Origin of the sequence: Streptomyces sp. TSRI0107, assembly GCF_001905845.1 — a bacterium.
Taxonomy (GTDB): Bacteria; Actinomycetota; Actinomycetes; order Streptomycetales; family Streptomycetaceae; genus Streptomyces.
The window spans coordinates 184,140-205,480 of sequence record NZ_LIVZ01000010.1 but is presented as its reverse complement, the minus strand read 5'-3'; the positions used below and the strand labels follow the sequence as shown (position 1 = coordinate 205,480).

Here is a 21,341-nt window from a genome sequence, read left to right as displayed (position 1 = left end):
GAGGCGGTTATCGACCATGGGGTGGGGGCACACGTCGGGGTATGGGCTGGACGCACGACTACAGTGACGCAGCACGCGACCGCCGCTCGGGCGACACCCTGAGCTCTCACCAGCGGGGTACGCCGCAACTGGCGGCCGGCGACCCGAGGGTGGGCATTCCGCGCATCCTGCGCCGCCGGGCCCGCTGGGTCTCGGTACGCCTGCGTCACCCGCGAGGCTGACGCCGCGCGCGTCACAGCGCGCAGCTGTCGGTGCCCACCTGCTGGTTGGCCGTACGTCCCGCGGTGATGTCCTCCCGGATCTCGTCCACGGTCAGCGCGTACCCGGTCTCGGCGTCGTCCAGTGACTTGGCGAACACCACGCCGTAGACCTCGCCTTCCGGGGTGAGCAGCGGGCCGCCGGAGTTGCCCTGACGGACGGTCGCGTACAGCGAGTACACGTCGCGCCGGACGGTGCCGCGGTGGTAGATGTCCGGCCCGTTGGCGGTGATGCGCCCGCGCACCCGCGCCGAGCGCACGTCGTACGCGCCGTTCTCCGGGAAGCCGGCGACGATCGCGCCGTCGCCGCTCGCGGCGTCGTCCTCGGTGAACTTCAGTACGGGCGCCCGCAGATCGGGCACGTCCAGTACGGCGATGTCGCGCTCCCAGTCGTAGAGCACGACCGTGGCGTCGTACTTCTTGCCCTCCCCGCCTATCTGCACGGTGGGTTCGTCGACGCCGCCCACCACGTGGGCGTTGGTCATGACGCGACGGTCGCCGAAGACGAAGCCGGTGCCCTCCAGGACCTTGCCGCAGCTCTGCGCGGTGCCCACCACCTTGACGATGGAACGCTGGGCGCGGGCGGCGACCGGGCTGCCCGCGAGCGCCGGGTCGGGCGGCTGGACGTCGGTGATCGGCTCGTTCGCGAACGGGCTGAAGACCTGCGGGAAGCCGTTCTGCGCGAGCACCGAGGAGAAGTCCGCGAACCAGATGTCGGCCTGCGCGGGCAGCGCCCGCGACACCCCGAGCAGCACCTTGGAGTTACGGACCTCCTTGCCGAGCGTCGGCAGCGTGGTGCCCGCGAGGGCGGAACCGATCAGCCAGGCGACCAGCAGCATCGCGACCACGTTGACGAGGGCGCCGCCGGTGGCGTCCAGGGCACGGGCCGGGGTCCAGGTGATGTACCGGCGCAGCTTGTTGCCGAGATGGGTGGTCAGCGCCTGGCCGACGGAGGCGCAGACGATCACGACGACGACCGCGACGACGGCGGCGGTCGTGCTGACCTCCGCGTTGTCGGTGAGCAGATCCCAGATGAAGGGCAGCGCGTAGACGGCGACGAGGCCGCCGCCCAGGAAGCCGATCACCGACAGGATGCCGACGACGAAGCCCTGGCGATAGCCGACGATCGCGAACCACACGGCCGCGACCAGCAACAGGATGTCCAGCACGTTCACCGATTCAGGCCTCGCCTCGTCATTCTCCGGTCCCGCCGACTCGGCCGGGGGTCCCGGGGTCGTCCCCCGGGGAAACACAGCACGGGGGCCACCCTGTCATGCACGCCAGTCGAGCGGGACCAGCTTCTCGCGGTCCCAGGGGCGCTCCCAGCCGGCGTAGTGCAGCAGCCGGTCGATGATCCCGGCGGTGAAACCCCAGACCAGAGCCGATTCGACCAGAAATGCCGGACCTCGGTGGCCGCTGGGGTGGACGGTCGTCGCGCGGTGGGCGGGGTCCGTGAGATCCGCCACGGGCACGGTGAACACGCGGGCGGTCTCGTTGGGGTCGACGACACCGACCGGGCTCGGCTCGCGCCACCAGCCCAGCACCGGGGTCACCACGAAGCCGCTGACCGGGATGTACAGCTTGGGCAGCACGCCGAAGACCTGGACGCCGGAGGGGTCGAGCCCGGTCTCCTCCTCGGCCTCACGCAGCGCGGCCCGCAGCGGGCCGTCGCCGTGCGCGTCGCCGTCCTCGGGGTCCAGGGCGCCGCCCGGGAAGGACGGCTGCCCCGCGTGCGAGCGCAGGGTGCCGGCGCGCTCCATCAGCAGCAGCTCCGGTCCGCGCTCGCCCTCGCCGAACAGCACCAGGACGGCGGACTGGCGGCCCGCCCCGTCCTCCGGCGGCAGGAAGCGGCTCAGCTGGAGCGGCTTGACGGTCTCCACGGCCCGCACCACCGGATCCAGCCAGCCGGGCAGCCCTTCCCTGCTGACCACGACCGGCCCGCCCTGCGTCTCGCTCGCCCGCCTCATCGCCACCCCCGTCGCCTTGCCGTTTCCAACGCCCGAGACACCTGAGATCGTTCCGCGCGCACGGGTGGGCCCGGTGGTGTCGGCGCGGACGTGTGGGGGCCGCGCGCCCCGGCGCGGGGCTCGTGCACCGCCGCGCCCCTCATCCGGCCCCCAGCGGCGGGGCCGGCTTGCCGCCCGCGTCCAGGTAGGCCTGCGGCGGGTTCAGGCGCTGGCCGGGCAGGCCGCCCTTCTCGTACTTCAGCAGCTTCCTCGCCTTCTCGGGGTCCGTCTCGCCCTCGCCGTACGCCGGGCAGAGCGGGGCGATGGGGCAGGCGCCGCAGGCGGGCTTGCGGGCGTGGCAGATGCGGCGGCCGTGCCAGATGACGTGGTGCGAGAGGTCCGTCCAGTCGCTCTTCGGGAACAGCGCGCCGACGGCGGCCTCGATCTTGTCCGGTTCGGTCTCCTCGGTCCACTGCCAGCGCCGTACGAGCCGCTGGAAGTGCGTGTCCACGGTGATGCCGGGACGGCCGAAGGCGTTGCCGAGGACCACGAAGGCCGTCTTGCGGCCGACGCCGGGCAGCTTGACGAGGTCTTCGAGACGGCCGGGGACCTCGCCGCCGAACTCCTCCGTCAGTGCCTTGGACAGCCCCATCACCGACCGGGTCTTGGCCCGGAAGAACCCGCAGGGGCGCAGGATCTCCTCGACCTCCTCCGGGTTGGCGGCGGCCAGTTCCTCGGGGGTCGGGTACCGGGCGAACAGCGCGGGGGTTGTCTGGTTGACGCGCAGGTCGGTGGTCTGGGCGGAGAGCACCGTGGCGACCAGGAGCTGGAAGGGGTTCTCGAAGTCCAGCTCGGGGTGGGCGTATGGGAAGACCTCGGCGAGTTCGCGGTTGATCCGGCGGGCCCGGCGGACCAGGGCGACACGGGACTCCGCGCGGGGCGGCTTCGGCGTGATCGTCTTCGCGGGCGCGGCCTTCTCGACGGCGGCGGTGGCCTTCTTGGGGGCGATCTCGGCCTTCTTGACAGTGGCTTTGCGGACGACGGTGGCGGCGGTCTTCTTGGCGGGCGCCTTCTTGGCGGCTGTCTTCTTGGCCGTGCTCTTCTTCGCGGGCGCGGACTTCCTGGCCGTGGCTGCGGTGGCCTTCTTCGCCGGGGCCGACTTCTTCACAGCCGCCTTCTTCGCCGTTTTTGCCGTCTTTGTCGCCTTTGCTGTTTTTCCCTCACCACCGGGACTCTGTTCGCCCACAGCGGAATCGCAACGTACAACCACCCGTGCAGCCCCCTAGGCCTGTGCTCTCACCGGCGTTTTGGACACTCGGCCAGCCTACGGCCCCGCACTGACATCCGCCCCGGACCTCGAAGATCGGCGCCCAATTGGACCCCTGCCGCTTACCACGGGACACCAGTGCGGCATCCTTGTGACAGATCACACTGTTTGGACCGTCCGGCAAAATGGGCACCACGGTCCCCTGGTACAAGGGGGAGCAAGATCCCCTGAGCAGGTCGACAAGGAGAGAACTCGTGGACGACGTTCTGCGGCGGAATCCGCTCTTCGCGGCGCTCGACGACGAGCAGGCCGCGGAGCTGCGTGCCTCCATGAGTGAGGTGACCCTCGCGCGTGGTGACTCCCTGTTCCACGAGGGCGACCCGGGCGACCGGCTCTACGTGGTCACCGAAGGCAAGGTCAAGCTCCACCGCACGTCGCCGGACGGCCGCGAGAACATGCTCGCCGTGGTCGGCCCCGGCGAGCTGATCGGCGAGCTGTCGCTCTTCGACCCGGGCCCGCGCACGGCGACCGCCACCGCGCTCACCGAGGTCAAGCTGCTCGGCCTCGGCCACGGCGACCTCCAGCCCTGGCTGAACGCCCGCCCCGAGGTGGCCGCCGCGCTGCTGCGCGCCGTCGCCCGCCGGCTGCGCAAGACCAACGACGCCATGTCGGACCTGGTCTTCTCGGACGTTCCGGGCCGTGTCGCGCGTGCCCTGCTGGACCTCTCGCGCCGCTTCGGCGTGCAGTCCGAGGAAGGCATCCACGTCGTCCACGACCTCACCCAGGAGGAGCTGGCCCAGCTCGTCGGCGCCTCCCGCGAGACGGTCAACAAGGCGCTCGCCGACTTCGCCCAGCGCGGCTGGCTCCGCCTGGAGGCCCGCGCGGTGATCCTCCTGGACGTCGAACGCCTGGCGAAGCGCTCGCGCTGACGCCGGTCACCGGACCACCGCCGACGGGGTCCCGCCTCTTGGGGGGCGGGGCCCCGTCGGCGCATGGTGGGCGGGTGTCCGAAGCCGTTCCGCCGAAGGGCGTCGGCTCCCAGGGCCGGCTGACGCGTGACGGCTCGCTGGAGCGCGTCCAGCCCGCCCTGCTGGTCGCCCTCCGCGCGGAGGGCTGGGAGGCCGGGGAGGCCGACCGCGCCGCCGCCGACCGGCTCGGCGCGGAGCTCGACGCCGAGTTCGCCGAGATCGACGGCGTCGGCATCCTGCTCCACAGCCGGGCAGGCTGGAGATGGCGGAGGTGTTCGCCGCTCGCCGGGGAGTACGCGTGCGTGCACGGCGTCGAAGCGCCGAGGCCCTAGAAGCCCGCCCTCGACGACTTGTGCGCGCCCGGGCCCTAGATGAGCCCGTGTTCCTCCAGGTACTCCAGCTGCGCCCGGACCGACAGTTCCGCCGCCGGCCACAGGGAGCGGTCCACGTCGGCGTAGACGTGGCCGACGACCTGGGCGGCCGTACGGTAGCCGTCCTCGACGGCCGTCTCGACCTGGGCGAGGCGGTGGGCGCGGTGGGCGAGGTAGAACTCCACGGCGCCCTGGGCGTCGTCCAGGACCGGCCCGTGGCCCGGCAGGACGGTGTGGACGCCGTCGTCGACCGTGAGGGACCTCAGGCGGCGCAGGGAGTCCAGATAGTCGCCGAGGCGGCCGTCGGGGTGCGCCACGACCGTCGTACCGCGGCCGAGGATCGTGTCGCCCGTCAGGACCGCCTGGTCGGCCGGGATGTGGAAGCAGAGGGAGTCCGCGGTGTGGCCGGGGGTCGGGACGACGCGCAGCTCCAGGCCGCCCACGCGGATCACGTCGCCGGCGGCCAGGCCCTCGTCGCCGAGGCGCAGCGCCGGGTCGAGGGCCCGTACGCGCGTGCCGGTGAGTTCGGCGAAGCGGGCAGCGCCCTCCGCGTGGTCGGGGTGGCCGTGTGTCAGCAGGGTCAGGGCGACGCGCTTGCCGTCCTGCTCGGCGGTTTCCACGACGTGCTTCAGGTGGCCCTCGTCCAGCGGTCCGGGGTCGACCACGACGGCCAGGTCGGAGCCGGGTTCCGACAGGATCCAGGTATTGGTGCCGTCCAGGGTCATCGCGGACGGGTTGGGGGCGAGGACGTTGACGGCCCGCGCGGTGGCGGGTCCGGAGAGGACCCCGCCGCGCGGCTGGCCGGGAAGGGCGCTTGCGTCGGTCATGCGGGGGCTCCCCCGGTCGGGATGTGCTTGGTGAACTCGTCGTGGCCCGGCCAGGAGAGCACGATCTCCCCGCCCTCCAGACGGGCCTGTGCGAGGACGGGAGCGAGGTCCCGGTCCGGTGCGGCGGCCAGCGTCTCGGCGGCCGTGCCGTAGGGCGTCAGCTGCCGCAGGGTGGCGATGGTGGGCGGCATCATCAGCAGTTCGCCCTTGTCGTACGCCGCCGCGGCGTCCGCGGGCCGGATCCACACCGTGCGGTCCGCCTCGGAGGAGGCGTTGCGGGTGCGCTGGCCCTCGGGGAGCGCGGCGACGAAGAACCACGTGTCGTAGCGGCGGGGCTCGAACTCGGGGGTGATCCAGCGGGTCCAGGCGCCGAGCAGATCGGAGCGCAGCACCAGGCCGCGGCGGTCCAGGAACTCGGCGAACGACAGCTCGCGGGCGACGAGCGCCGCGCGGTCCGCCTCCCAGTCGTCGCCGGTGGTGTCGCCGACGACGGTGTCGGGTGCGGGTCCGGCCAGGAGGACGCCCGCCTCCTCGTAGGTCTCCCGGACGGCGGCGCAGACGATCGCCTGGGCGGCGGTCTCGTCGACGCCGAGCCGGTCCGCCCACCACGCGCGCGTGGGGCCCGCCCAGCGGACGTGCCGGTCGTCGTCCCGTGGGTCGACGCCGCCGCCCGGATAGGCGTACGCGCCTCCGGCGAAGGCCATGGAGGCGCGTCTGCGCAGCATGTGGACGGCGGTGCCGCTGTCGGTGTCCTTCAGGAGCATCACCGTGGCCGCGCGCTTGGGGGGCACCGGGGTGAGGGTGCCGTCCGCCAGCGCGCGGATGAGCTCCGGCCACTCAGGGGGGTACCACTGACCGTTCGCCATGGCCGGAGGCTATCCCGGAACGCGCGCATGTTCGAGAGGCAAACGATCACCGCCGCGGTGGAAGGGCGAGGCGACGGGCCTACGCCTCCGTCAGCTCCACCTGGATCTCGACCTCCACCGGCGCGTCCAGCGGCAGCACCGCGACGCCGACCGCGCTCCGCGCGTGGACGCCCTTGTCGCCCAGCACCTCGCCCAGCAGCTCGCTGGCGCCGTTGAGGACGCCCGGCTGGCCGGTGAAGTCCGCGGCCGAGGCCACGAAGCCGACGACCTTGACGACCCGCGCGACGCGGTCCAGGTCACCGACGACGGACTTGACGGCGGCGAGCGCGTTCAGCGCGCAGGTCCGGGCGAGGGCCTTGGCCTCCTCGGCCGTGACCTCCGCGCCGACCTTGCCGGTGACGGGCAGCTTGCCGTCCACCATCGGCAGCTGGCCGGCGGTGTAGACGTACACGCCGGACCGCACGGCCGGCTGGTAGGCGGCCAGCGGCGGGACGACCGCCGGCAGCGTCAGGCCCAGCTCGGCGAGCTTCGCCTCGACCGCGCTCACGCCTGCTTCTCCCGCTTCAGGTAGGCCACCAGCTGCTCGGGGTTGTTCGGGCCGGGCACGACCTGGACGAGCTCCCAGCCGTCCTCGCCCCAGGTGTCCAGAATCTGCTTCGTGGCATGGACGAGCAGCGGCACGGTTGCGTATTCCCACTTGGTCATGGGGCGACTGTAGCCGCTGTCGCGGCGGGCTCCGGCGGACGGCCCGGCGACGGCGGTGACGGGCTCCCGCGGACGGCCGCGGGCGGCCAGGGACGACAGTTGTCCACAGCCTCCGGATTGCGTCGGGCGCGGACTGGTTACGCTCGAAGGCGTGAGCAGGCTCCAGGTCGTCAGCGGCAAGGGCGGGACCGGAAAGACGACGGTCGCCGCCGCCCTCGCGCTGGCCCTCGCCACGGAGGGGAAGCGGACGCTCCTCGTCGAGGTCGAAGGCCGGCAAGGCATCGCACAGCTATTCGAGACGGAGGCGCTGCCCTACGAGGAGCGGAAGATCGCCGTCGCTCCCGGGGGCGGGGAGGTGTTCGCCCTCGCCATCGATCCCGAACTGGCCCTTCTGGACTACCTCCAGATGTTCTACAAGCTGGGGAGCGCCGGACGGGCCCTGAAGAAACTCGGCGCCATCGACTTCGCCACCACCATCGCGCCCGGCCTGAGGGACGTCCTCCTCACCGGCAAGGCCTGCGAGGCGGTCCGGCGCAAGGACAGGACCGGACGGTTCGTCTACGACTACGTCGTCATGGACGCGCCGCCCACCGGGCGCATCACCCGATTCCTCAACGTCAACGACGAGGTGGCCGGGCTCGCCAAGATCGGCCCGATACACAATCAGGCGCAGGCCGTGATGCGGGTCCTGAAGTCCCCGGAGACGGCGGTGCACCTGGTGACGCTGCTGGAGGAGATGCCGGTCCAGGAGACCGCCGACGGCATCGCCGAACTGCGCGCCGCCCGGCTGCCGGTCGGCCGGGTCGTCGTCAACATGGTCCGCCCCGAGCTGCTCGACGCGGCCGACCTGGACCTCGTACGGACCCTTCCGCACGCCGAACTCGCCCGTTCCCTGTCGGCGGCCGGGCTGGGCGGCGCGCGCCGCGGCCAGCACGCCGAGCGGCTGGTGGACCCGCTGCTGGGGCAGGCCGACGAGTACGCCGCGCGGTACCAGCTGGAGCACGAGCAGCGCGCCGTCCTCGGCGAACTGGACCTGCCGCTGCACGAGCTGCCGCTGCTCGCCGAGGGCATGGACCTGGCGGGCCTGTACGAACTCGCCACCGAGCTGCGGAAGCAGGGGATGACATGAGTCCGGACCCCACCCCGACCCACCATCACCTCGCCCCCGCGCGCGTGCTCGACATCGACCCGCTGCTCGACGACCCGCGGACCCGGATCGTGGTGTGCTGCGGCTCGGGCGGCGTCGGCAAGACCACCACGGCGGCGGCGCTGGGCCTGCGCGCGGCCGAACGCGGCCGCAAGGTCGTCGTGCTCACCATCGACCCGGCGCGCCGGCTCGCCCAGTCGATGGGCATCGACTCCCTCGACAACACCCCGCGCCGGGTGAAGGGCGTCGAGGGCGACGGCGAGCTGCACGCGATGATGCTCGACATGAAGCGCACCTTCGACGAGATCGTCGAGGCGCACGCGGACCCCGACCGGGCGGCCGCGATCCTGGGCAACCCCTTCTACCAGTCGCTCTCCGCCGGCTTCGCCGGCACGCAGGAGTACATGGCGATGGAGAAGCTGGGGCAGCTGCGGTCGAAGGACGAGTGGGACCTCATCGTCGTCGACACGCCGCCCTCGCGCTCCGCGCTGGACTTCCTCGACGCGCCGAAGCGGCTCGGCTCGTTCCTGGACGGGCGGCTGATCCGGCTCCTGACCGCGCCGGCCAAGCTGGGCGGCCGCGCGGGGATGAAGTTCCTGAACGTCGGGATGTCGATGATGACCGGCACCCTCGGCAAGCTGCTCGGCGGTCAGCTGCTGAAGGACGTCCAGACGTTCGTGGCCGCGATGGACACGACCTTCGGCGGGTTCCGCACCCGCGCGGACGCCACCTACAAGCTGCTCCAGGCGCCCGGTACGGCGTTCCTGGTGGTCGCGGCCCCGGAGCGGGACGCGCTGCGCGAGGCCGCGTACTTCGTGCGGCGGCTGGCCGCGGAGGACATGCCGCTCGCCGGGCTGGTGCTCAACCGGGTCCACGGCAGCGGCGCCGACGGGCTGTCGGCCGAGCGGGCGCTCGCCGCCGCGGAAAATCTTGAGGAGACCCGCATTGTGGATCAGGGGGGCGGGAAAGCTGGACTTCGTAACTCCCCCGACACACGCGGCAGTTCGGTTTCCGACGAAGGCTCCCCCGCCGACCCGGCCGAGGCCGCCGTACCGGACGCCGACGGCTCCCCCGCCGCACCGGGCCTGGAAGACACCGACGAGGAACACTCGGCAGCGGAGCGCACGGCTGACGAGCGCGCCGACGAGGAGCGGTCCGTCGACCGCATCACCGCGAGCCTGCTGAGGCTGCACGCCGAGCGCATGCAGCTGATCGCCCGTGAGCGGCGCACCCGTGACCGCTTCATCGCGCTCCACCCCGAGGTGGCGGTGACCGAAGTGGCCGCGCTGCCCGGCGACGTGCACGACCTCGCGGGACTGCGGGACATCGGAGACCGGCTGGCCGCGTACCGGCCGGAGCCGACGGAAGACGAGCCGGGAGGCGAATGAGAGCGTTCGCCCTGACGGCGCGTGCGCGGTTACTGCCCTGAACTGCGACGCGCCGAATCCGTGCTCCGAGCCACAGCACCCGGACCCTCGGGGTCCGAGTCCTCAACGCGGCCGAGTCGCGACGCGGCCCGAGCCTCCAACGGCCGACGGTGGCTTCCCGGCCCCCGCCGGCCTGAGCCCCGCGGGGCTCAGCTCACCGCCGCGTAGTTCTCGTACACCTGGTCGTCGTCGAGAGGCACCAGCCCGGCGCCCCGCTCGTACTCCGTACGAGCCGTCTCCAGCAGCCGGCGCCAGGAGGTCACGGTGGGCCGCCTGCGCAGCAGTGCGCGGCGCTCCCGCTCCGTCATGCCTCCCCACACGCCGAACTCGACGCGGTTGTCGAGCGCGTCGGCAAGGCACTCGGTCCGCACCGGGCATCCGGTGCACACCGCCTTGGCCCTGTTCTGCGCTGCTCCTTGAACGAACAGTTCATCCGGATCGGTAGTGCGGCAGGCCGCCTGCGCACTCCAGTCGGTTACCCAGCCCATACCGGCGCCGTCCTCTCCCGAATCGAGGCTCCCCCACGGCGGCAGCGGCATATTCACCGCCGCCAGTTGAGGACGTTACGGAAGGTGGGCACAGCGCAACACCCCCTTCGGGCCCAATCTTGAATGGCCCGAACGGACTATGCGTAAGCGGCAGATCACCCGGGGGAGTGAGCCTGCGACATGCACGGCAATCCCGGCATTCCGGGATGGTTCAGTTGCGTCACAACGGACGCCAGGTGACACACAAGGCGGATTCGGACACGAACTCAACACGCCCTCGGACATACCTCCGAGAACTCGCTCCACAGATCCGGAACGATTCGCGGTCGCCGGACGTATTGATACGTGGCCCCACTGCTGTGACAGTTGAGAGCAGCTTAGGCCAAGGCATATACGCGTGTCCGGCGAATGAGAACGTAGGCTGCCCTCATGGCAAACAAGCGCTCGGGCGGGGGTCTGTCGCCAACGCAGCAGGCCGCCAAGTTCCTCGGTGTCAGTGTGCTCGCGGGAGCGGTCATGGCCGGCATCGCGCTGCCCGCCGTGGGCGCGCTGGGGCTCGCGGCGAAGGGGTCGGTCGAGGGATTCGACGAGATCCCGGCCAACCTGAAGACGCCGCCGCTCAGCCAGCGGACCACGATCCTGGACTCCGCGGGCGGCACCATCGCCACGGTCTACTCGCGTGACCGCACGGTGGTCGACCTCAAGGACATCTCGCCGTACATGCAGAAGGCGATCGTCGCGATCGAGGACGCCCGCTTCTACCAGCACGGCGCGGTCGACCTGAAGGGCGTCCTGCGCGCCCTCAACAAGAACGCGCAGTCCGGCGAGGTCGCCGAGGGCGCCTCCACGCTCACCCAGCAGTACGTGAAGAACGTCTTCGTGGAGGAGGCCGGCGACGACCCGACGAAGGTCGCGCAGGCCACCCAGCAGACCCTCGGCCGCAAGATCAAGGAACTGAAGTACGCGATCCAGGTCGAGCAGGAGCTGGGCAAGAAGAAGATCCTCGAGAACTACCTGAACATCACGTTCTTCGGTCAGCAGGCCTACGGCGTCGAGGCCGCCTCCCAGCGGTACTTCTCCAAGTCCGCCAAGAAGCTGAACCTCCAGGAGGCCGCCCTCCTCGCCGGCATCGTCCAGTCGCCGAGCCGGTACGACCCGGTGAACGACGAGGAGGAGGCCACCAAGCGCCGCAACGTCGTCCTCCAGCGGATGGCCGAGGTCGGCGACATCTCCCAGGCCGACGCCGACCGTGCCAAGGAGACGCCGCTGGAGCTGAAGGTGAGCCGGCCGAAGAACGGCTGCATCACCGCGGTCAAGGGCGCCAGCTTCTTCTGCAAGTACGTCGAGAAGGTCTTCCTCAACGACCCGGTCTTCGGCAAGACCAAGGAGGAGCGGGCGAAGGTCTGGAACCAGGGCGGCCTGACCATCCGCACCACCCTCGACCCGCAGGCCCAGGAGTCGGTCCAGGACTCGCTCAAGAACCACGTCAACAAGTCCGACTCGGTCGCCGCGGCGGCCACCCTGGTCGAGCCCGGCACCGGCAAGATCCTCGGCATGGGCCAGTCCAAGCCGTTCGGCTACGGCGACAACGAGACCGAGATCAACTACTCGGTCGGCAGCACCATGGGCGGCTCGAACTACGGCTTCCCGACCGGTTCGACCTTCAAGCCGTTCGTCGCCGCGGCCGCCCTGGAGGAAGGGCGCCCGCCGACGCAGGAGTACGCCTCGCCGTACGAGATGCCGTACCCGGACCCCGTCCAGACGTGCAGCGGCAAGCCGTGGGTGAACACCACGTCCGAGCGCGTCGAGAACGAGGACGAGTCCGAGGTCGGCCCGTACCGGCTGAAGGAGGCCATGGCGAAGTCGGTCAACACCTACTTCGTCCAGATGATCTCCGACATCGGCCTGTGCCCGGTGATGAAGATGACCGACGCGCTGGACGTGGTGCAGGGCAACGGCGAGAAGCTGCCCGAGGTGCCGGCGATCTCCCTCGGCTCCAGGGGCATCACGCCGCTGACCATGGCGACCGCGTACGCCTCGTTCGCCGCCCGCGGCATGTACTGCACGCCGATCGCGATCGAGGCGATCACGCAGAAGGTCGGCGACCAGCGGAAGTCCCTCGAGGTGCCCAAGTCCACCTGCTCGCGCGCCATGTCCGAGAAGACCGCCGACACGGTCAACACGCTGCTGCGCGGCGTGGTCGACTCCGGTACGGGCCAGCAGGCGGGCCTCACCAGCCGCGAGAGCGCCGGCAAGACCGGTACGACGGACGAGCGCAGGAACGCCTGGTTCGTCGGCTACACGCCCAACCTCTCCGGCGCGGTCTGGGTCGGCAGCGCGACCCAGCAGGTCAAGATGGTCAACATCAACATCGGCGGCCGCTGGCACAGCAAGGTCTACGGCGGTGAGGTCCCGGGCCCGATCTGGCGGGACGCCATGTCGGGCGCCCTCGCAGGCAAGGAGGCCCCGTCCTTCAGCCTCGTCGACATCCCCGACGCCGAGGACCGCGACCGGGACGACAAGGACGACCGGGACGACCGGGGCCGTGGCCGGGGCGACAACGACAACGGCAACGGTGACGGCGCCATCGGCGGCCTGTTCGGCGGCCTCACCACCGGCGGCACCACCGGTGGCACGACCGGCGGCGCCGAACCGTCACCGTCCTTCTCCATCCCCGAGGGCTGGTTCGAGGGCAACGACAACGGCGGGAACAACGGGAACGGCAACGGCGGGAACTGGCCGTAGCCGACCGCGAGCGTGTGGCTCACGACGACGGGGGCGCCCCTGCGCAAGAGGGGCGCCCCCGTCGTCGTAGCTGTACAGGTGGGCGAATGCCCTGTTGTACGTGGGCGAAGGCCCTGCCGCCCGGCCCGGCCAAGCCGGGGAACCGGAGAGCCGGCCAAGCCGGGGAACCGGCCTGGTCAGCCCGCGAGGAGCTTCTTCACCGCGGCGGCGACCCGCCCGCCCTCGGCCTGCCCCGCGACCTTCGGGTTCACGATCTTCATGACCGCGCCCATGGCCCGCGGCCCCTCCGCACCGGCGGCCTTGGCCTCCTCGACGGCCTGGGCGACGATCTGGTTCAGCTCCTCGTCGCTGAGCTGCTTGGGCAGGTAGTCGGCCAGCACCTCACCCTCGGCCTTCTCCCGCTCGGCCTGCTCGGCGCGGCCACCCTGCGCGAACGCGTCGGCCGCCTCCCGCCGCTTCTTCGCCTCGCGGGTGATCACCTTCTGCACCTCGTCGTCGGAGAGCTCGCGCTTCTCCTTGCCCGCGACCTCCTCCTTGGTGATCGCGGCGAGCGTCAGCCGGAGCGTCGAGGAGCGGAGCTCGTCGCGCTCCTTGATCGCGGCGTTGAGGTCTTCCTGCAGCTTCGACTTGAGCGTGGTCATGGGCTTGATTGTCGCAGGTGTACGACGCCCGACGCCCGCTCATTTATGCGGCCGACGCCCGTCGCATGGGCGGACCGCCGGGTCTGACACGATGGGCGTATGCGCGCGCGATACGGAGTTCCCCTGGGAATCGCGGCGGTTGGCGCCGCCGGACTGCTTTATTCGGCGGGCTTCGAAGCCCGCTCCTTCCGACTGCGACGGGTGACCGTCCCGGTCCTGCCCCCGGGCATGGGCCCGCTGCGGGTGCTCCAGGTCTCCGACATCCACATGGTCGGCGGGCAGCGCAAGAAGCAGCGCTGGCTGCGCTCGCTGGCCGGCCTGCGCCCGGACTTCGTGATCAACACGGGCGACAACCTGTCCGACCCGGAGGGCGTCCCGGAGGTCCTGGACGCGCTCGGCCCCCTGATGGACTTCCCGGGCGCCTACGTCTTCGGCTCGAACGACTACTACGGCCCCAAGCTCCGCAACCCCGCCCGCTACCTGATCGAGAAGGTCCAGGGCCGCCACGGCCTGAACGGCAACCCGCCCGCAGTGGGCGCGGTCCACAACCCCTGGGAAGACCTCCGTGACGGCTTCGACGCCGCCGGCTGGCTGAACCTGACCAACACGCGCGGCACGCTGAAGATCGACGGGGTGTCGGTCGAGCTGACCGGCCTGGACGACCCGCACATCAAGCGCGACCGGTACACGCAGGTGGCCGGCGGCCCGTCGGGCACGGCGGACTTCTCGATGGGCGTCGTGCACGCCCCCTACCTGCGCGTCCTCGACTCCTTCACGGCCGACGACTACCCCCTGATCCTCGCCGGCCACACCCACGGCGGCCAGCTCTGCATCCCCTTCTACGGCGCCCTGGTCACCAACTGCGACCTGGACACCGACCGCGTGAAGGGCCTGTCGACCCACACCGTGGACGGCCGTACGTCCTACCTGCACGTCTCGGCGGGCTGCGGAACGAACCGCTACACGCCGGTCCGCTTCGCGTGCCCGCCGGAGGCGACGCTGCTGACGCTGGTGGAACGCAAGCGGGCTTGAGCCGGAACTAGGAACCAGGAGCCGGGCGCCGGGAACCAGGAGCCGGGAGCCAGGACAAGGGGCGGACGAAGATGGATGACCGGGGATAACCCGCTCGGCCCATCCAAATCGCCCCTTTCGCCTGATCTACCTACCTTGAGGGCATGACCGCCCCGATACCCAGGGACATCCCGGACCTCCCAGCGATCCCGGGCATACCCGGCCTGCTGCCCGCTCCCGTCCCGGCCGCGGCAGTGGTGGCGCCCGCACGCCGCCCCCTGGCCGCCGTGTTCCGCCTGCTCACCGCCCTCACGGCCCTGGCCGGCGTGACGATCCACCTCATGCTGGGCAGCCCGCTGAGGGTCCTCGGCTACTTCACCATCCAGAGCAGCATCCTGCTCGCACTGGTCCTGCTGCTCTCGGCCCGCCGCGCCTGGACCGCCCGCAACCCGCTGCCGGGCACCCTGACAGGCGCGGTGCTGGTGTACGCGGTGATCGCCGGCCTGGTGTACCACCTGCTGCTGGCGGACACGGCGACCCCCTTCACCATGACGGACCAGGCGACCGCCTCCCCCACCCTGTGGCACACGGCGGCCAACCATCTCCTGCACACCGTGGTCCCCGCCGCGGCCGTACTGGACTGGCTCCTCCTGACCGCCCCCGGCCGCCTGCACCTGCGCCAGGCCCCCGGCTGGATGCTCTACCCCCTGGCCTATCTGGCCTTCTCCTTCATCCGCGGAGAACTCCTCATCCCCGGCACCCAGGCCCGCTACCTCTACCCCTTCCTCGACGTCGAGGCCCACGGCTACAAGGGCGTCCTGGGCAACGCCCTCCTCCTGGGCCTCTTTATGTACGCCCTCGCCGTCCTCCTCGTGGCCCTCGACCACGCGCGCCCCAACCCGATCCGCCACCGCGCGAAAACCGGATTTCGTCTCCAGCCCCCGGTGGGCTAAAGTAAACGTCGTCGCCGCGACAAGCAGCGACACCGGGGTGTAGCGCAGCTTGGCAGCGCGCTTCGTTCGGGACGAAGAGGTCGTGGGTTCAAATCCCGCCACCCCGACGCTGGTCAGAGGCCACATACCAAAATTGGTATGTGGCCTCTGTCATGCCCGGGGGGCCAAACAGGGGGCCAAAGACTTTTGATCAAGCCTCGCAGGCGGTCACTTCGCGACGCTGGGCAAAGATCACGTCCATGGCTTCCGCGCCCTCGGTGATGACCGGTCGGAGCTGCTTCCGGTAGACGGCCTCCGTCGTCGCCTGACTGGTGTGCCCGACAAGCTGCGCGATGCGCTCCAGCGGGATGCCATGGTCCGAAAGCAGCGAGACGAAGCTGTGCCGCAACTCGCGCGGCGTCCACTCAGGAGCCAGCCCCGCCTTCTTCACGATGGCTTTGAAGTCGCGCCGCACATTGGCAGCGTCAAGCGGCTCACCGGACCGCGTCGTGAAGACGCGGCCGGCCGGGCTCCACTCCATCCCTCGGGACGCCCTCTCCTGCTTCTGCCACCGCTTGTGTTCTTCGAGGACGTCGACCACCTGCTTCGGCAGAGCGATGGTCCGTCGGCTCTTCCTGGTCTTGGTCTCGCCATGCTTGCGCACTGATCGCCATACGGCGACGTGAGGCGGGGTGCCGTCGTCCGTCTCCAGGAAGACGTGATCCCAGGTGAGGGGCCGCGCTTCCTCCGTGCGTACGCCGCTGAGGAGTGAGAGCACGAGGTAGGCGTACAGACGCGAGGGGCGAGCCGCGGCGAGCACAGCTTCCGCCTGCTTCAGGTTCAAGGCCTTGCTCGGGCGCCCCGGTCGTCCTTCCGGAGCGGTGACGAGCAGGGCGACGTTCCGCGCTGCCTTGTCCCTGCGCTGCGCGTGCTCGATGGAGCGGCGCAGGATGGCAAGCAGGTCGCGGAGGCTGCGCGTCGCCAGGAATTCGGCCCTACCTTCCAGCCAGTCGTCGACGTCGTCCGCGCTGAGGTCTTTCAGCTTGGCTTTGCCGATGAACGGAAGCAGGTGCTTGTTCGCCATCGAGCGGTTCTTGCCGATGGTGCCCTTCTCGTCGCGCCCCTTCAGGCCGCGCTCCAGCCAGTCGTTCACCGCGTCGGCCACGGTGTAGTTGGCCGGCGTCTTCACGCCCGACTGCACTTCCTTCTTCAGGTCCCGGATCTTCTGGCGGACCTCGGTCTTGGTCTTGCCGTAGACCTTCGGCCGGCGGCGTTTGCCGTTAGGGGCGTATCCAAGGGACACGGCTCCCACGTAGCGATTCTTCGCAGCGTCCCAATAGATCGTGTCTTCACCGTGGCCAGCCCTGCGGGCGCGCTTCGGGGTTTCGCTCATGTGGTGTTCTCCGAGAGAGCGGGCCGCGCCCGATGGGGGCGGCCCGGTTGATGTGGACGAACGGAGGCGGGTCAGGCGGCGGCTTCCGCCTCGCGCTTGAGCAGTTCGACGTACTGCGCGATGTACTCGGGCGGGATGAGTCGCCGACGGCCGATCCGAACCGTCTGGAGACGTCCAAGGCGGATCTCTTCGTAGACCAGCGAGCGGCCGATGCCCAAGGCCGCCGCTGCTTCTTCCGGTCGGTACAGGACCCGCTCAGCGGGAGAAGCAAGGGTGATGCTCATCCGGGGTGTCTCCTCGACTGGTGTCCAAGGCCTTCTGGGAGGTCCGCTGCGTCCGCCACGCCTGAAGTGAGGCGTGGCGGCGGTCCGCTCTGTCCGAGGTGCAGATTTCTGCGTCACCGCGTCACCTGTGTCATCCATGGGCGCTGACCTGCGGTTTTGTGTGACGCGGAGGTGTCGGGGTACGTCACCCGGTGACACAGGCTTCCGTCACCGGGTGACGCGGGTGACGCGGGATGACGCAGCCACCGTCCGTCTGCGTCACCGCTGTATCGGCAGGTCATGAGCCGTTTGCCGTGCGCGGGTGACGCAGGTGACGCAGCGTCTTTCCCCTTCGGACAAAGAGGGGGGTGTCTGTTGTGGTGCGCGGCTTAGTGCGTGAAGAGGGGGCCGCTTCGCGGCGCGTCCATCGCAGGGCGGCTCCGCCGCCGAACAGGCAAGAAGAGCACGCGCCGCGCGGGTGCTCTTCTTGCTGGTGCGGGCGGGCGTGGTGGCGCCGGTCAGAACGCCGGTTCCTGCTCGTGCGGCGGCGGGGCCGGGGGGCGGGTCATCTCGATGTAGCGGGCCGTTCGGGTGCGGCCCCAGTCGATGAGCACACCTCGGGCGGCGAGGGTGGGCTGGAGCCGCTTGAGGCGGTCGGAGAGGACTTTGCCGGTGGTGGGCCAGCCCTTGGGCAGGGGGCGGAAGTCCTCGCCGCTGTACAGGCCGCTGAGGCAGTGCAGCCACTCGGCGGACGTCATCCGCTGCTCGGTCCCCGGCTCGATGCCGGCGGCGTGCTTGAGCACGGTCTGCGCCAGGAGGTCGCCTTCGATGACGTCGTCGTTGAGGTCGTCCAGGCTGGCCCGGTAGGCGGCGAGCGCTCCGAGCCCGGTCGCCGCGTCGAGCTGCGCGCACAGGTGCGCGAAGTCGGCCATGCGCAGGTCGGTCGGGATCTCCGCCTCAGCCGCGCGCACCTGCACGGTGAGGTCAAGGAGAGACCCGAGAACGACCGGCAGAACCTGCTCGTACTCCGCCCACAGTTCTGCTTCGGTGCGCCGGACCTTGGGCCGCTCCAGCCGCAGAGGCAGGAGCCGTTCGGCGAGGTCGGGGCGGATGACTCCGACGTCGATACCGGTCAGGAGCAGGGGGCGGCGGTAGCGGGCGCGGAAGACGTCTCCGTCGGTGAAGAGAGCGCGTTTGACGTTCTCGGCGCCGGTGACGATGCAGCACATGGCGTCCGAGAGGTCTGGGGTCATGTGGGAGAGGTTGTCCAGGGCCGTGACCCATCCGGCGGCCACGGCCGCGATCAGGTTCTCTTCGTCCTTCGGGGCCCGGCGCAGGTCGCCGCTCATGCCCTCGATGATCCGCACGAGCATGCGCCCGCCGGTGGACTTGCCGGCGCCCTGGGGGCCGGTGAGGAAGGGGGCGGGGACGGGCACGGACGGCCCGAGGCATCCGATGAGCCAGGCGATGGCCAGGCACTCGGTCTCGGCGTTGGCGAAGTTGCACAGCCGCAGCAGGAGATCGATGCCCTTGCCGTCGGTGTCCTTGGCGGGCAACGGCAGCTCGCCGGTGAGCTGGGTGCGCCGCCAGCACACCTCACGGGGGTCGGGCACGGCGATGTCCCAGCCGGTGGGGTGGATGCGGACGGACTGCCCGTCGGCGCGCCCCAGGTCCAACCAGGTCGCCCCGTCGAATCCGGGGGCGACGCGGATGTGGACGGGCTGCACGTCCTCGGTCAGCGCGAGCGCTTCGATCAAGTCCAGCGCCTCCTTGAGGGCGGTGCCGTTGAACACGCCGCGTCCGTCGCGGAAGAGTCCGACCATGAGTTCCTGGCGGTGGCTTCCGGTGGTGCCCTGGGAACGGATTGGGCGGGCCACGGGGTGGCCGTTGCGCTGCGCGTATACGGTGCCGTCGGCGGTGCGGAAGTACCGGAAGTGGGCTTGGGCGTAGTCGGTGATGATCTCGCGGGCCGGGTTCTTCTCGTCGTCGGCCATGGTCACAGTCCCAACCGGGTGCGGGCGTTGGTCCACGCGTCGGTGCAGTGCCGCAGGGTTTCGCCCTTGGTCTGCGCGGCGGTGAACAGCCGCGTGATGTGTGTCTCGGTGAGGCAGCCGCACCGGCCGTGCGTGGACAGCACGGCGAGGAAGGTGCGGTAGACGGTGGCGTGCACCTGGCTGCGGGCGTCGGTGATGCGCTGCTCGGCCATCGCGATGCCGCGCTCCAGGAAGGCGGGCGTACGGTGGGGGCACTCTCCGCCGCCGGATGGTGCGGGCAAGGGGCTGGCGTGCGGCGCGGGGCGGACGGGTGCGGGTTGCCTGACGGCCAGCGCGCGCACGGCGGCCGGCAGGTCGGTCATGGTGCCGGTGCCGGGCCCGAGGTAGCGGGCGTAGGCCATGGTCGACTTGATGTCGACGCCGGGCCGGACAGCGTTGTGCGACGACATGGCGCCCCGGTAGATCCAGTGCTCACCCCGCGTCGTCGCCACGGTCAGTGTGGCGGGCAAGGTAGTACGGGCCCAGTCGACGGCCGCCGTGTCGTCCAGGTCGACCACGGTCAGGCCGGCGGCGCCGGGGTGGTAGGCGACGCAGACGGCCCGCCGCCACGCGGTCAGCCACAGCGGAGAGGTGAGAACGGTCGGATCGGTGGTGGCGGCGGCCCATGCGTGGCAGACGCCGGGGCAGTCGCACGATCCGGCGGTCTTCATGTTCGGCCGGCCGCCGCACGCGTTGTGCGCGCACTGCGGGCAGTTGCCGAACGGCGCCTTCCCCGCACGCAAGGGCAGCACCGGCACACCCGTGGCCGCCAGCTCCAGCGCGATCCGCAGCGGTTCGGGCAGCGTGCTCACGCGGCCACCCCCAGCGTCGGCGCGAGGGTGGCGAGGAAGGCGCGGGCGATCCACTGGGTGTAGGCGGGCGGGAGCGCCTCCCGCAGGCGGAGGTGATCGGTCGACCAGTCGATGCCCTTGGCCGTGCGGATCTCCTCCACGGTGGCCTTGCCGCCGCCGGCCCCGTACGCGGCGACGTACGGGCCGTTGCGGTAGACGCCGTGGCGCCAGCCACGCACGTAGCCCCGGTGTCGGGGGTGCGCTGGCTGGACGGTGGTCCAACCGCCGAGTTCGAAGTAGCGGTGCATGATCACGCCGAGGCCGAACATCTCGCCGCACAGGCGCAGGTCTTTGCGGACCTCGGAGCCCGCCACGTTCTCGATCACGTAGGGCCGTCCGGCGGCTTCCAGCGCGGCGCGGGTCGGTGCGATGAGCCGGGGGTAGGTGCGGCCGATCTCGGCGTTGCGGCGCGCGTTGGTGCCCTTGGTGGGGGCGCCTTCTCCCTGGCAGGGCGGGGAGGCGTGGATGAAGTCGAATTCGTGGCCGTGCGCGCGGATGAACTCGATCGCGTCGCCCTGGTGGAAGGCGTCGCCGCAGTAGTCCGGCTGGGCCTGGATGTCAACGCCGGTGACGTGCACGCCGGGGATGGCCCGCTGGATGCCCTTGGTGGCACCGCCGACACAGCAGTAGGCGTCCAGCACGCGGAAAGGGCGGAACGGGTCCGGCACTCGCCGGATGACGGTGGGTTGCGTCATGCTGGGAGACCTCCACAGGTCTGTTGATGGCAGGTGGACAAGGGCGGCCCCGCGTTCTTTGGCGAGAGGGGGGCCGCCCTTGGCGTAGCTAGGTGTTCTTGCCGCGGGCGAGTCGCAGACCGATGCCGCCGACGCCGATCGGCCCGGCGGCGCCCGCGATGGCGACGGCGGTGTGGACGGCGAAGTCGAGCAGCGCGAGGAAAGCGGCCACGAGACCGAACACGCCGATCGCCCCGGCACCGGCGACGGCGACCGGGAGCAGGTAGTGCCGCAGGGGCTGGCCGGTGCGGTCGGTGGTGTGGACGACGATGACGACGGGGGCGCCGGTGGTTTCGGCGCGGCGGTAGGCGTCGGCGGGGATGTGCGGGGCGATGATCCCCGGCGGGTCGCGGTGGGTCATCAGAGCCTCCCTCGGGTGCGCTGCGGGCCCGCGCCGGTGCGCGGCGCGGGCCCGTGCGGGTGGGTGTGACGGTCGGGTGTGACGCGGGTGTGACGGGCCGCTGTGAGG

General features: G+C 71.0%; 23 protein-coding genes and 1 tRNA gene. 9 read left to right on the top strand and 15 right to left on the bottom strand.

The window, feature by feature from the left end; all coding sequences use genetic code 11:
• The first annotated feature begins 41 nt into the window (after positions 1-41).
• The gene (locus AMK31_RS41690; protein ID WP_073943224.1) at positions 42-221 is read left to right on the top strand and encodes a hypothetical protein; all 180 of its coding nucleotides are present in this window, start codon (positions 42-44) and stop codon (positions 219-221) included.
• 11 nt (positions 222-232) lie between these two features.
• Here the strand turns inward: AMK31_RS41690 and AMK31_RS26845 are convergent, their stop codons facing one another.
• From AMK31_RS26845 to nth, 3 genes are all read right to left on the bottom strand, one after another.
• Positions 233-1,432, bottom strand: coding sequence for a MarP family serine protease (locus AMK31_RS26845; RefSeq protein WP_073943223.1), 1,200 nt, complete (start codon positions 1,430-1,432; stop codon positions 233-235).
• A 96-nt stretch (positions 1,433-1,528) separates the two neighbouring features.
• Positions 1,529-2,224 carry an NUDIX hydrolase gene (locus AMK31_RS26840; RefSeq protein ID WP_073943369.1) on the bottom strand — a complete coding sequence of 232 codons (696 nt, stop codon included), beginning with the start codon at positions 2,222-2,224 and terminating at the stop codon, positions 1,529-1,531.
• 139 nt (positions 2,225-2,363) lie between these two features.
• Entirely contained in the window at positions 2,364-3,371 is a 1,008-nt protein-coding gene (nth, locus tag AMK31_RS26835) for an endonuclease III (protein WP_241842731.1), read from the bottom strand.
• Positions 3,372-3,724: 353 nt separating this feature from the next.
• Here nth and AMK31_RS26830 point away from each other — a divergent pair, with 353 nt between their 5' ends.
• Together AMK31_RS26830 and AMK31_RS26825 are read left to right on the top strand one after the other, a co-directional pair.
• On the top strand, positions 3,725-4,399 hold the full coding sequence (locus tag AMK31_RS26830; RefSeq protein ID WP_029382547.1) for a Crp/Fnr family transcriptional regulator: 675 nt from the start codon (positions 3,725-3,727) through the stop codon (positions 4,397-4,399).
• A gap of 74 nt (positions 4,400-4,473) precedes the next feature.
• On the top strand, positions 4,474-4,770 hold the full coding sequence (locus AMK31_RS26825) for a hypothetical protein (RefSeq protein ID WP_073943221.1): 297 nt from the start codon (positions 4,474-4,476) through the stop codon (positions 4,768-4,770).
• A gap of 35 nt (positions 4,771-4,805) precedes the next feature.
• Here the strand turns inward: AMK31_RS26825 and AMK31_RS26820 are convergent, their stop codons facing one another.
• From AMK31_RS26820 to AMK31_RS40045, 4 genes are all read right to left on the bottom strand, one after another.
• Positions 4,806-5,636, bottom strand: coding sequence for an MBL fold metallo-hydrolase (locus AMK31_RS26820; RefSeq protein WP_073943220.1), 831 nt, complete (start codon positions 5,634-5,636; stop codon positions 4,806-4,808).
• Entirely contained in the window at positions 5,633-6,502 is an 870-nt protein-coding gene (locus AMK31_RS26815; RefSeq protein ID WP_073943219.1) for an NUDIX hydrolase, read from the bottom strand. Before AMK31_RS26815 ends, AMK31_RS26820 begins: the two co-directional genes overlap by 4 nt.
• A 79-nt stretch (positions 6,503-6,581) precedes the next feature.
• On the bottom strand, positions 6,582-7,049 hold the full coding sequence (locus AMK31_RS26810) for a RidA family protein (RefSeq protein ID WP_073943218.1): 468 nt from the start codon (positions 7,047-7,049) through the stop codon (positions 6,582-6,584).
• Positions 7,046-7,207: a DUF4177 domain-containing protein gene (locus AMK31_RS40045; RefSeq protein WP_003975360.1), complete on the bottom strand. Its 162-nt coding sequence runs from the start codon at positions 7,205-7,207 to the stop codon at positions 7,046-7,048. The genes AMK31_RS26810 and AMK31_RS40045 overlap by 4 nt, the downstream gene beginning before the upstream one ends.
• Positions 7,208-7,358: 151 nt before the next feature.
• Here AMK31_RS40045 and AMK31_RS26805 point away from each other — a divergent pair, with 151 nt between their 5' ends.
• Together AMK31_RS26805 and AMK31_RS26800 are read left to right on the top strand one after the other, a co-directional pair.
• The gene (locus AMK31_RS26805) at positions 7,359-8,336 is read left to right on the top strand and encodes an ArsA family ATPase (RefSeq protein ID WP_073943217.1); all 978 of its coding nucleotides are present in this window, start codon (positions 7,359-7,361) and stop codon (positions 8,334-8,336) included.
• Positions 8,333-9,742, top strand: a complete 1,410-nt coding sequence (locus tag AMK31_RS26800; protein ID WP_073943216.1) for an ArsA family ATPase — start codon at positions 8,333-8,335, stop codon at positions 9,740-9,742. The genes AMK31_RS26805 and AMK31_RS26800 overlap by 4 nt, the downstream gene beginning before the upstream one ends.
• Before the next feature lie 188 nt (positions 9,743-9,930).
• Here AMK31_RS26800 and wblA read toward each other — a convergent pair whose 3' ends face one another.
• Positions 9,931-10,269 carry a transcriptional regulator WblA gene (wblA, locus tag AMK31_RS26795; protein ID WP_063608098.1) on the bottom strand — a complete coding sequence of 113 codons (339 nt, stop codon included), beginning with the start codon at positions 10,267-10,269 and terminating at the stop codon, positions 9,931-9,933.
• A gap of 429 nt (positions 10,270-10,698) precedes the next feature.
• On the opposite strand from wblA, the gene AMK31_RS26785 reads away from it, so the two are divergent.
• Positions 10,699-13,014, top strand: a complete 2,316-nt coding sequence (locus AMK31_RS26785) for a transglycosylase domain-containing protein (protein WP_073943215.1) — start codon at positions 10,699-10,701, stop codon at positions 13,012-13,014.
• Positions 13,015-13,190: 176 nt separating this feature from the next.
• Here the strand turns inward: AMK31_RS26785 and AMK31_RS26780 are convergent, their stop codons facing one another.
• The gene (locus AMK31_RS26780) at positions 13,191-13,655 is read right to left on the bottom strand and encodes a GatB/YqeY domain-containing protein (protein WP_073943214.1); all 465 of its coding nucleotides are present in this window, start codon (positions 13,653-13,655) and stop codon (positions 13,191-13,193) included.
• 99 nt (positions 13,656-13,754) lie between these two features.
• Here AMK31_RS26780 and AMK31_RS26775 point away from each other — a divergent pair, with 99 nt between their 5' ends.
• The 3 genes from AMK31_RS26775 to AMK31_RS26765 all read left to right on the top strand — a co-directional run bounded on the left by AMK31_RS26775 (position 13,755) and on the right by AMK31_RS26765 (position 15,726).
• Positions 13,755-14,687, top strand: a complete 933-nt coding sequence (locus AMK31_RS26775; RefSeq protein WP_073943213.1) for a metallophosphoesterase — start codon at positions 13,755-13,757, stop codon at positions 14,685-14,687.
• Positions 14,688-14,830: 143 nt separating this feature from the next.
• Positions 14,831-15,619 carry a Pr6Pr family membrane protein gene (locus AMK31_RS26770; protein WP_073943212.1) on the top strand — a complete coding sequence of 263 codons (789 nt, stop codon included), beginning with the start codon at positions 14,831-14,833 and terminating at the stop codon, positions 15,617-15,619.
• A gap of 33 nt (positions 15,620-15,652) precedes the next feature.
• Positions 15,653-15,726 (top strand) — tRNA-Pro (locus tag AMK31_RS26765).
• An 83-nt stretch (positions 15,727-15,809) separates the two neighbouring features.
• On the opposite strand, the gene AMK31_RS26760 is transcribed toward AMK31_RS26765, so the two are convergent.
• The 6 genes from AMK31_RS26760 to AMK31_RS26735 form a co-directional block, all read right to left on the bottom strand.
• Positions 15,810-16,991, bottom strand: coding sequence for a site-specific integrase (locus tag AMK31_RS26760; protein ID WP_073943211.1), 1,182 nt, complete (start codon positions 16,989-16,991; stop codon positions 15,810-15,812).
• 71 nt (positions 16,992-17,062) lie between these two features.
• Entirely contained in the window at positions 17,063-17,275 is a 213-nt protein-coding gene (locus AMK31_RS26755) for a helix-turn-helix domain-containing protein (RefSeq protein WP_073943210.1), read from the bottom strand.
• Between the two features lie 497 nt (positions 17,276-17,772).
• Entirely contained in the window at positions 17,773-19,248 is a 1,476-nt protein-coding gene (locus tag AMK31_RS26750) for an ATP-binding protein (RefSeq protein WP_073943209.1), read from the bottom strand.
• A gap of 2 nt (positions 19,249-19,250) precedes the next feature.
• On the bottom strand, positions 19,251-20,099 hold the full coding sequence (locus AMK31_RS26745) for a bifunctional DNA primase/polymerase (protein WP_073943208.1): 849 nt from the start codon (positions 20,097-20,099) through the stop codon (positions 19,251-19,253).
• Positions 20,096-20,833: a DNA methylase gene (locus AMK31_RS26740; protein ID WP_073943207.1), complete on the bottom strand. Its 738-nt coding sequence runs from the start codon at positions 20,831-20,833 to the stop codon at positions 20,096-20,098. Before AMK31_RS26740 ends, AMK31_RS26745 begins: the two co-directional genes overlap by 4 nt.
• An 88-nt stretch (positions 20,834-20,921) precedes the next feature.
• Positions 20,922-21,233, bottom strand: a complete 312-nt coding sequence (locus tag AMK31_RS26735) for a hypothetical protein (protein WP_073943206.1) — start codon at positions 21,231-21,233, stop codon at positions 20,922-20,924.
• Positions 21,234-21,341 lie beyond the last annotated feature (108 nt).

Excerpts from the sequence above, each read along its gene's own strand:
- AMK31_RS41690 (WP_073943224.1), top strand. The coding sequence starts at position 42 with ATGGGCTGGACGCACGACTACAGTGACGCAGCACGCGACCGCCGCTCG.
- AMK31_RS40045 (WP_003975360.1), bottom strand. The coding sequence starts at position 7,207 with ATGACCAAGTGGGAATACGCAACCGTGCCGCTGCTCGTCCATGCCACG.
- AMK31_RS26755 (WP_073943210.1), bottom strand. The coding sequence starts at position 17,275 with ATGAGCATCACCCTTGCTTCTCCCGCTGAGCGGGTCCTGTACCGACCG.
- AMK31_RS26740 (WP_073943207.1), bottom strand. The coding sequence starts at position 20,833 with ATGACGCAACCCACCGTCATCCGGCGAGTGCCGGACCCGTTCCGCCCT.
- AMK31_RS26735 (WP_073943206.1), bottom strand. The coding sequence starts at position 21,233 with ATGACCCACCGCGACCCGCCGGGGATCATCGCCCCGCACATCCCCGCC.
- AMK31_RS26770 (WP_073943212.1), top strand. The coding sequence starts at position 14,831 with ATGACCGCCCCGATACCCAGGGACATCCCGGACCTCCCAGCGATCCCG.
- AMK31_RS26785 (WP_073943215.1), top strand. The coding sequence starts at position 10,699 with ATGGCAAACAAGCGCTCGGGCGGGGGTCTGTCGCCAACGCAGCAGGCC.
- AMK31_RS26840 (WP_073943369.1), bottom strand. The coding sequence starts at position 2,224 with ATGAGGCGGGCGAGCGAGACGCAGGGCGGGCCGGTCGTGGTCAGCAGG.
- AMK31_RS26820 (WP_073943220.1), bottom strand. The coding sequence starts at position 5,636 with ATGACCGACGCAAGCGCCCTTCCCGGCCAGCCGCGCGGCGGGGTCCTC.
- AMK31_RS26780 (WP_073943214.1), bottom strand. The coding sequence starts at position 13,655 with ATGACCACGCTCAAGTCGAAGCTGCAGGAAGACCTCAACGCCGCGATC.
- AMK31_RS26815 (WP_073943219.1), bottom strand. The coding sequence starts at position 6,502 with ATGGCGAACGGTCAGTGGTACCCCCCTGAGTGGCCGGAGCTCATCCGC.
- AMK31_RS26800 (WP_073943216.1), top strand. The coding sequence starts at position 8,333 with ATGAGTCCGGACCCCACCCCGACCCACCATCACCTCGCCCCCGCGCGC.
- AMK31_RS26760 (WP_073943211.1), bottom strand. The coding sequence starts at position 16,991 with ATGAGCGAAACCCCGAAGCGCGCCCGCAGGGCTGGCCACGGTGAAGAC.
- wblA (WP_063608098.1), bottom strand. The coding sequence starts at position 10,269 with ATGGGCTGGGTAACCGACTGGAGTGCGCAGGCGGCCTGCCGCACTACC.
- AMK31_RS26775 (WP_073943213.1), top strand. The coding sequence starts at position 13,755 with ATGCGCGCGCGATACGGAGTTCCCCTGGGAATCGCGGCGGTTGGCGCC.
- AMK31_RS26750 (WP_073943209.1), bottom strand. The coding sequence starts at position 19,248 with ATGGCCGACGACGAGAAGAACCCGGCCCGCGAGATCATCACCGACTAC.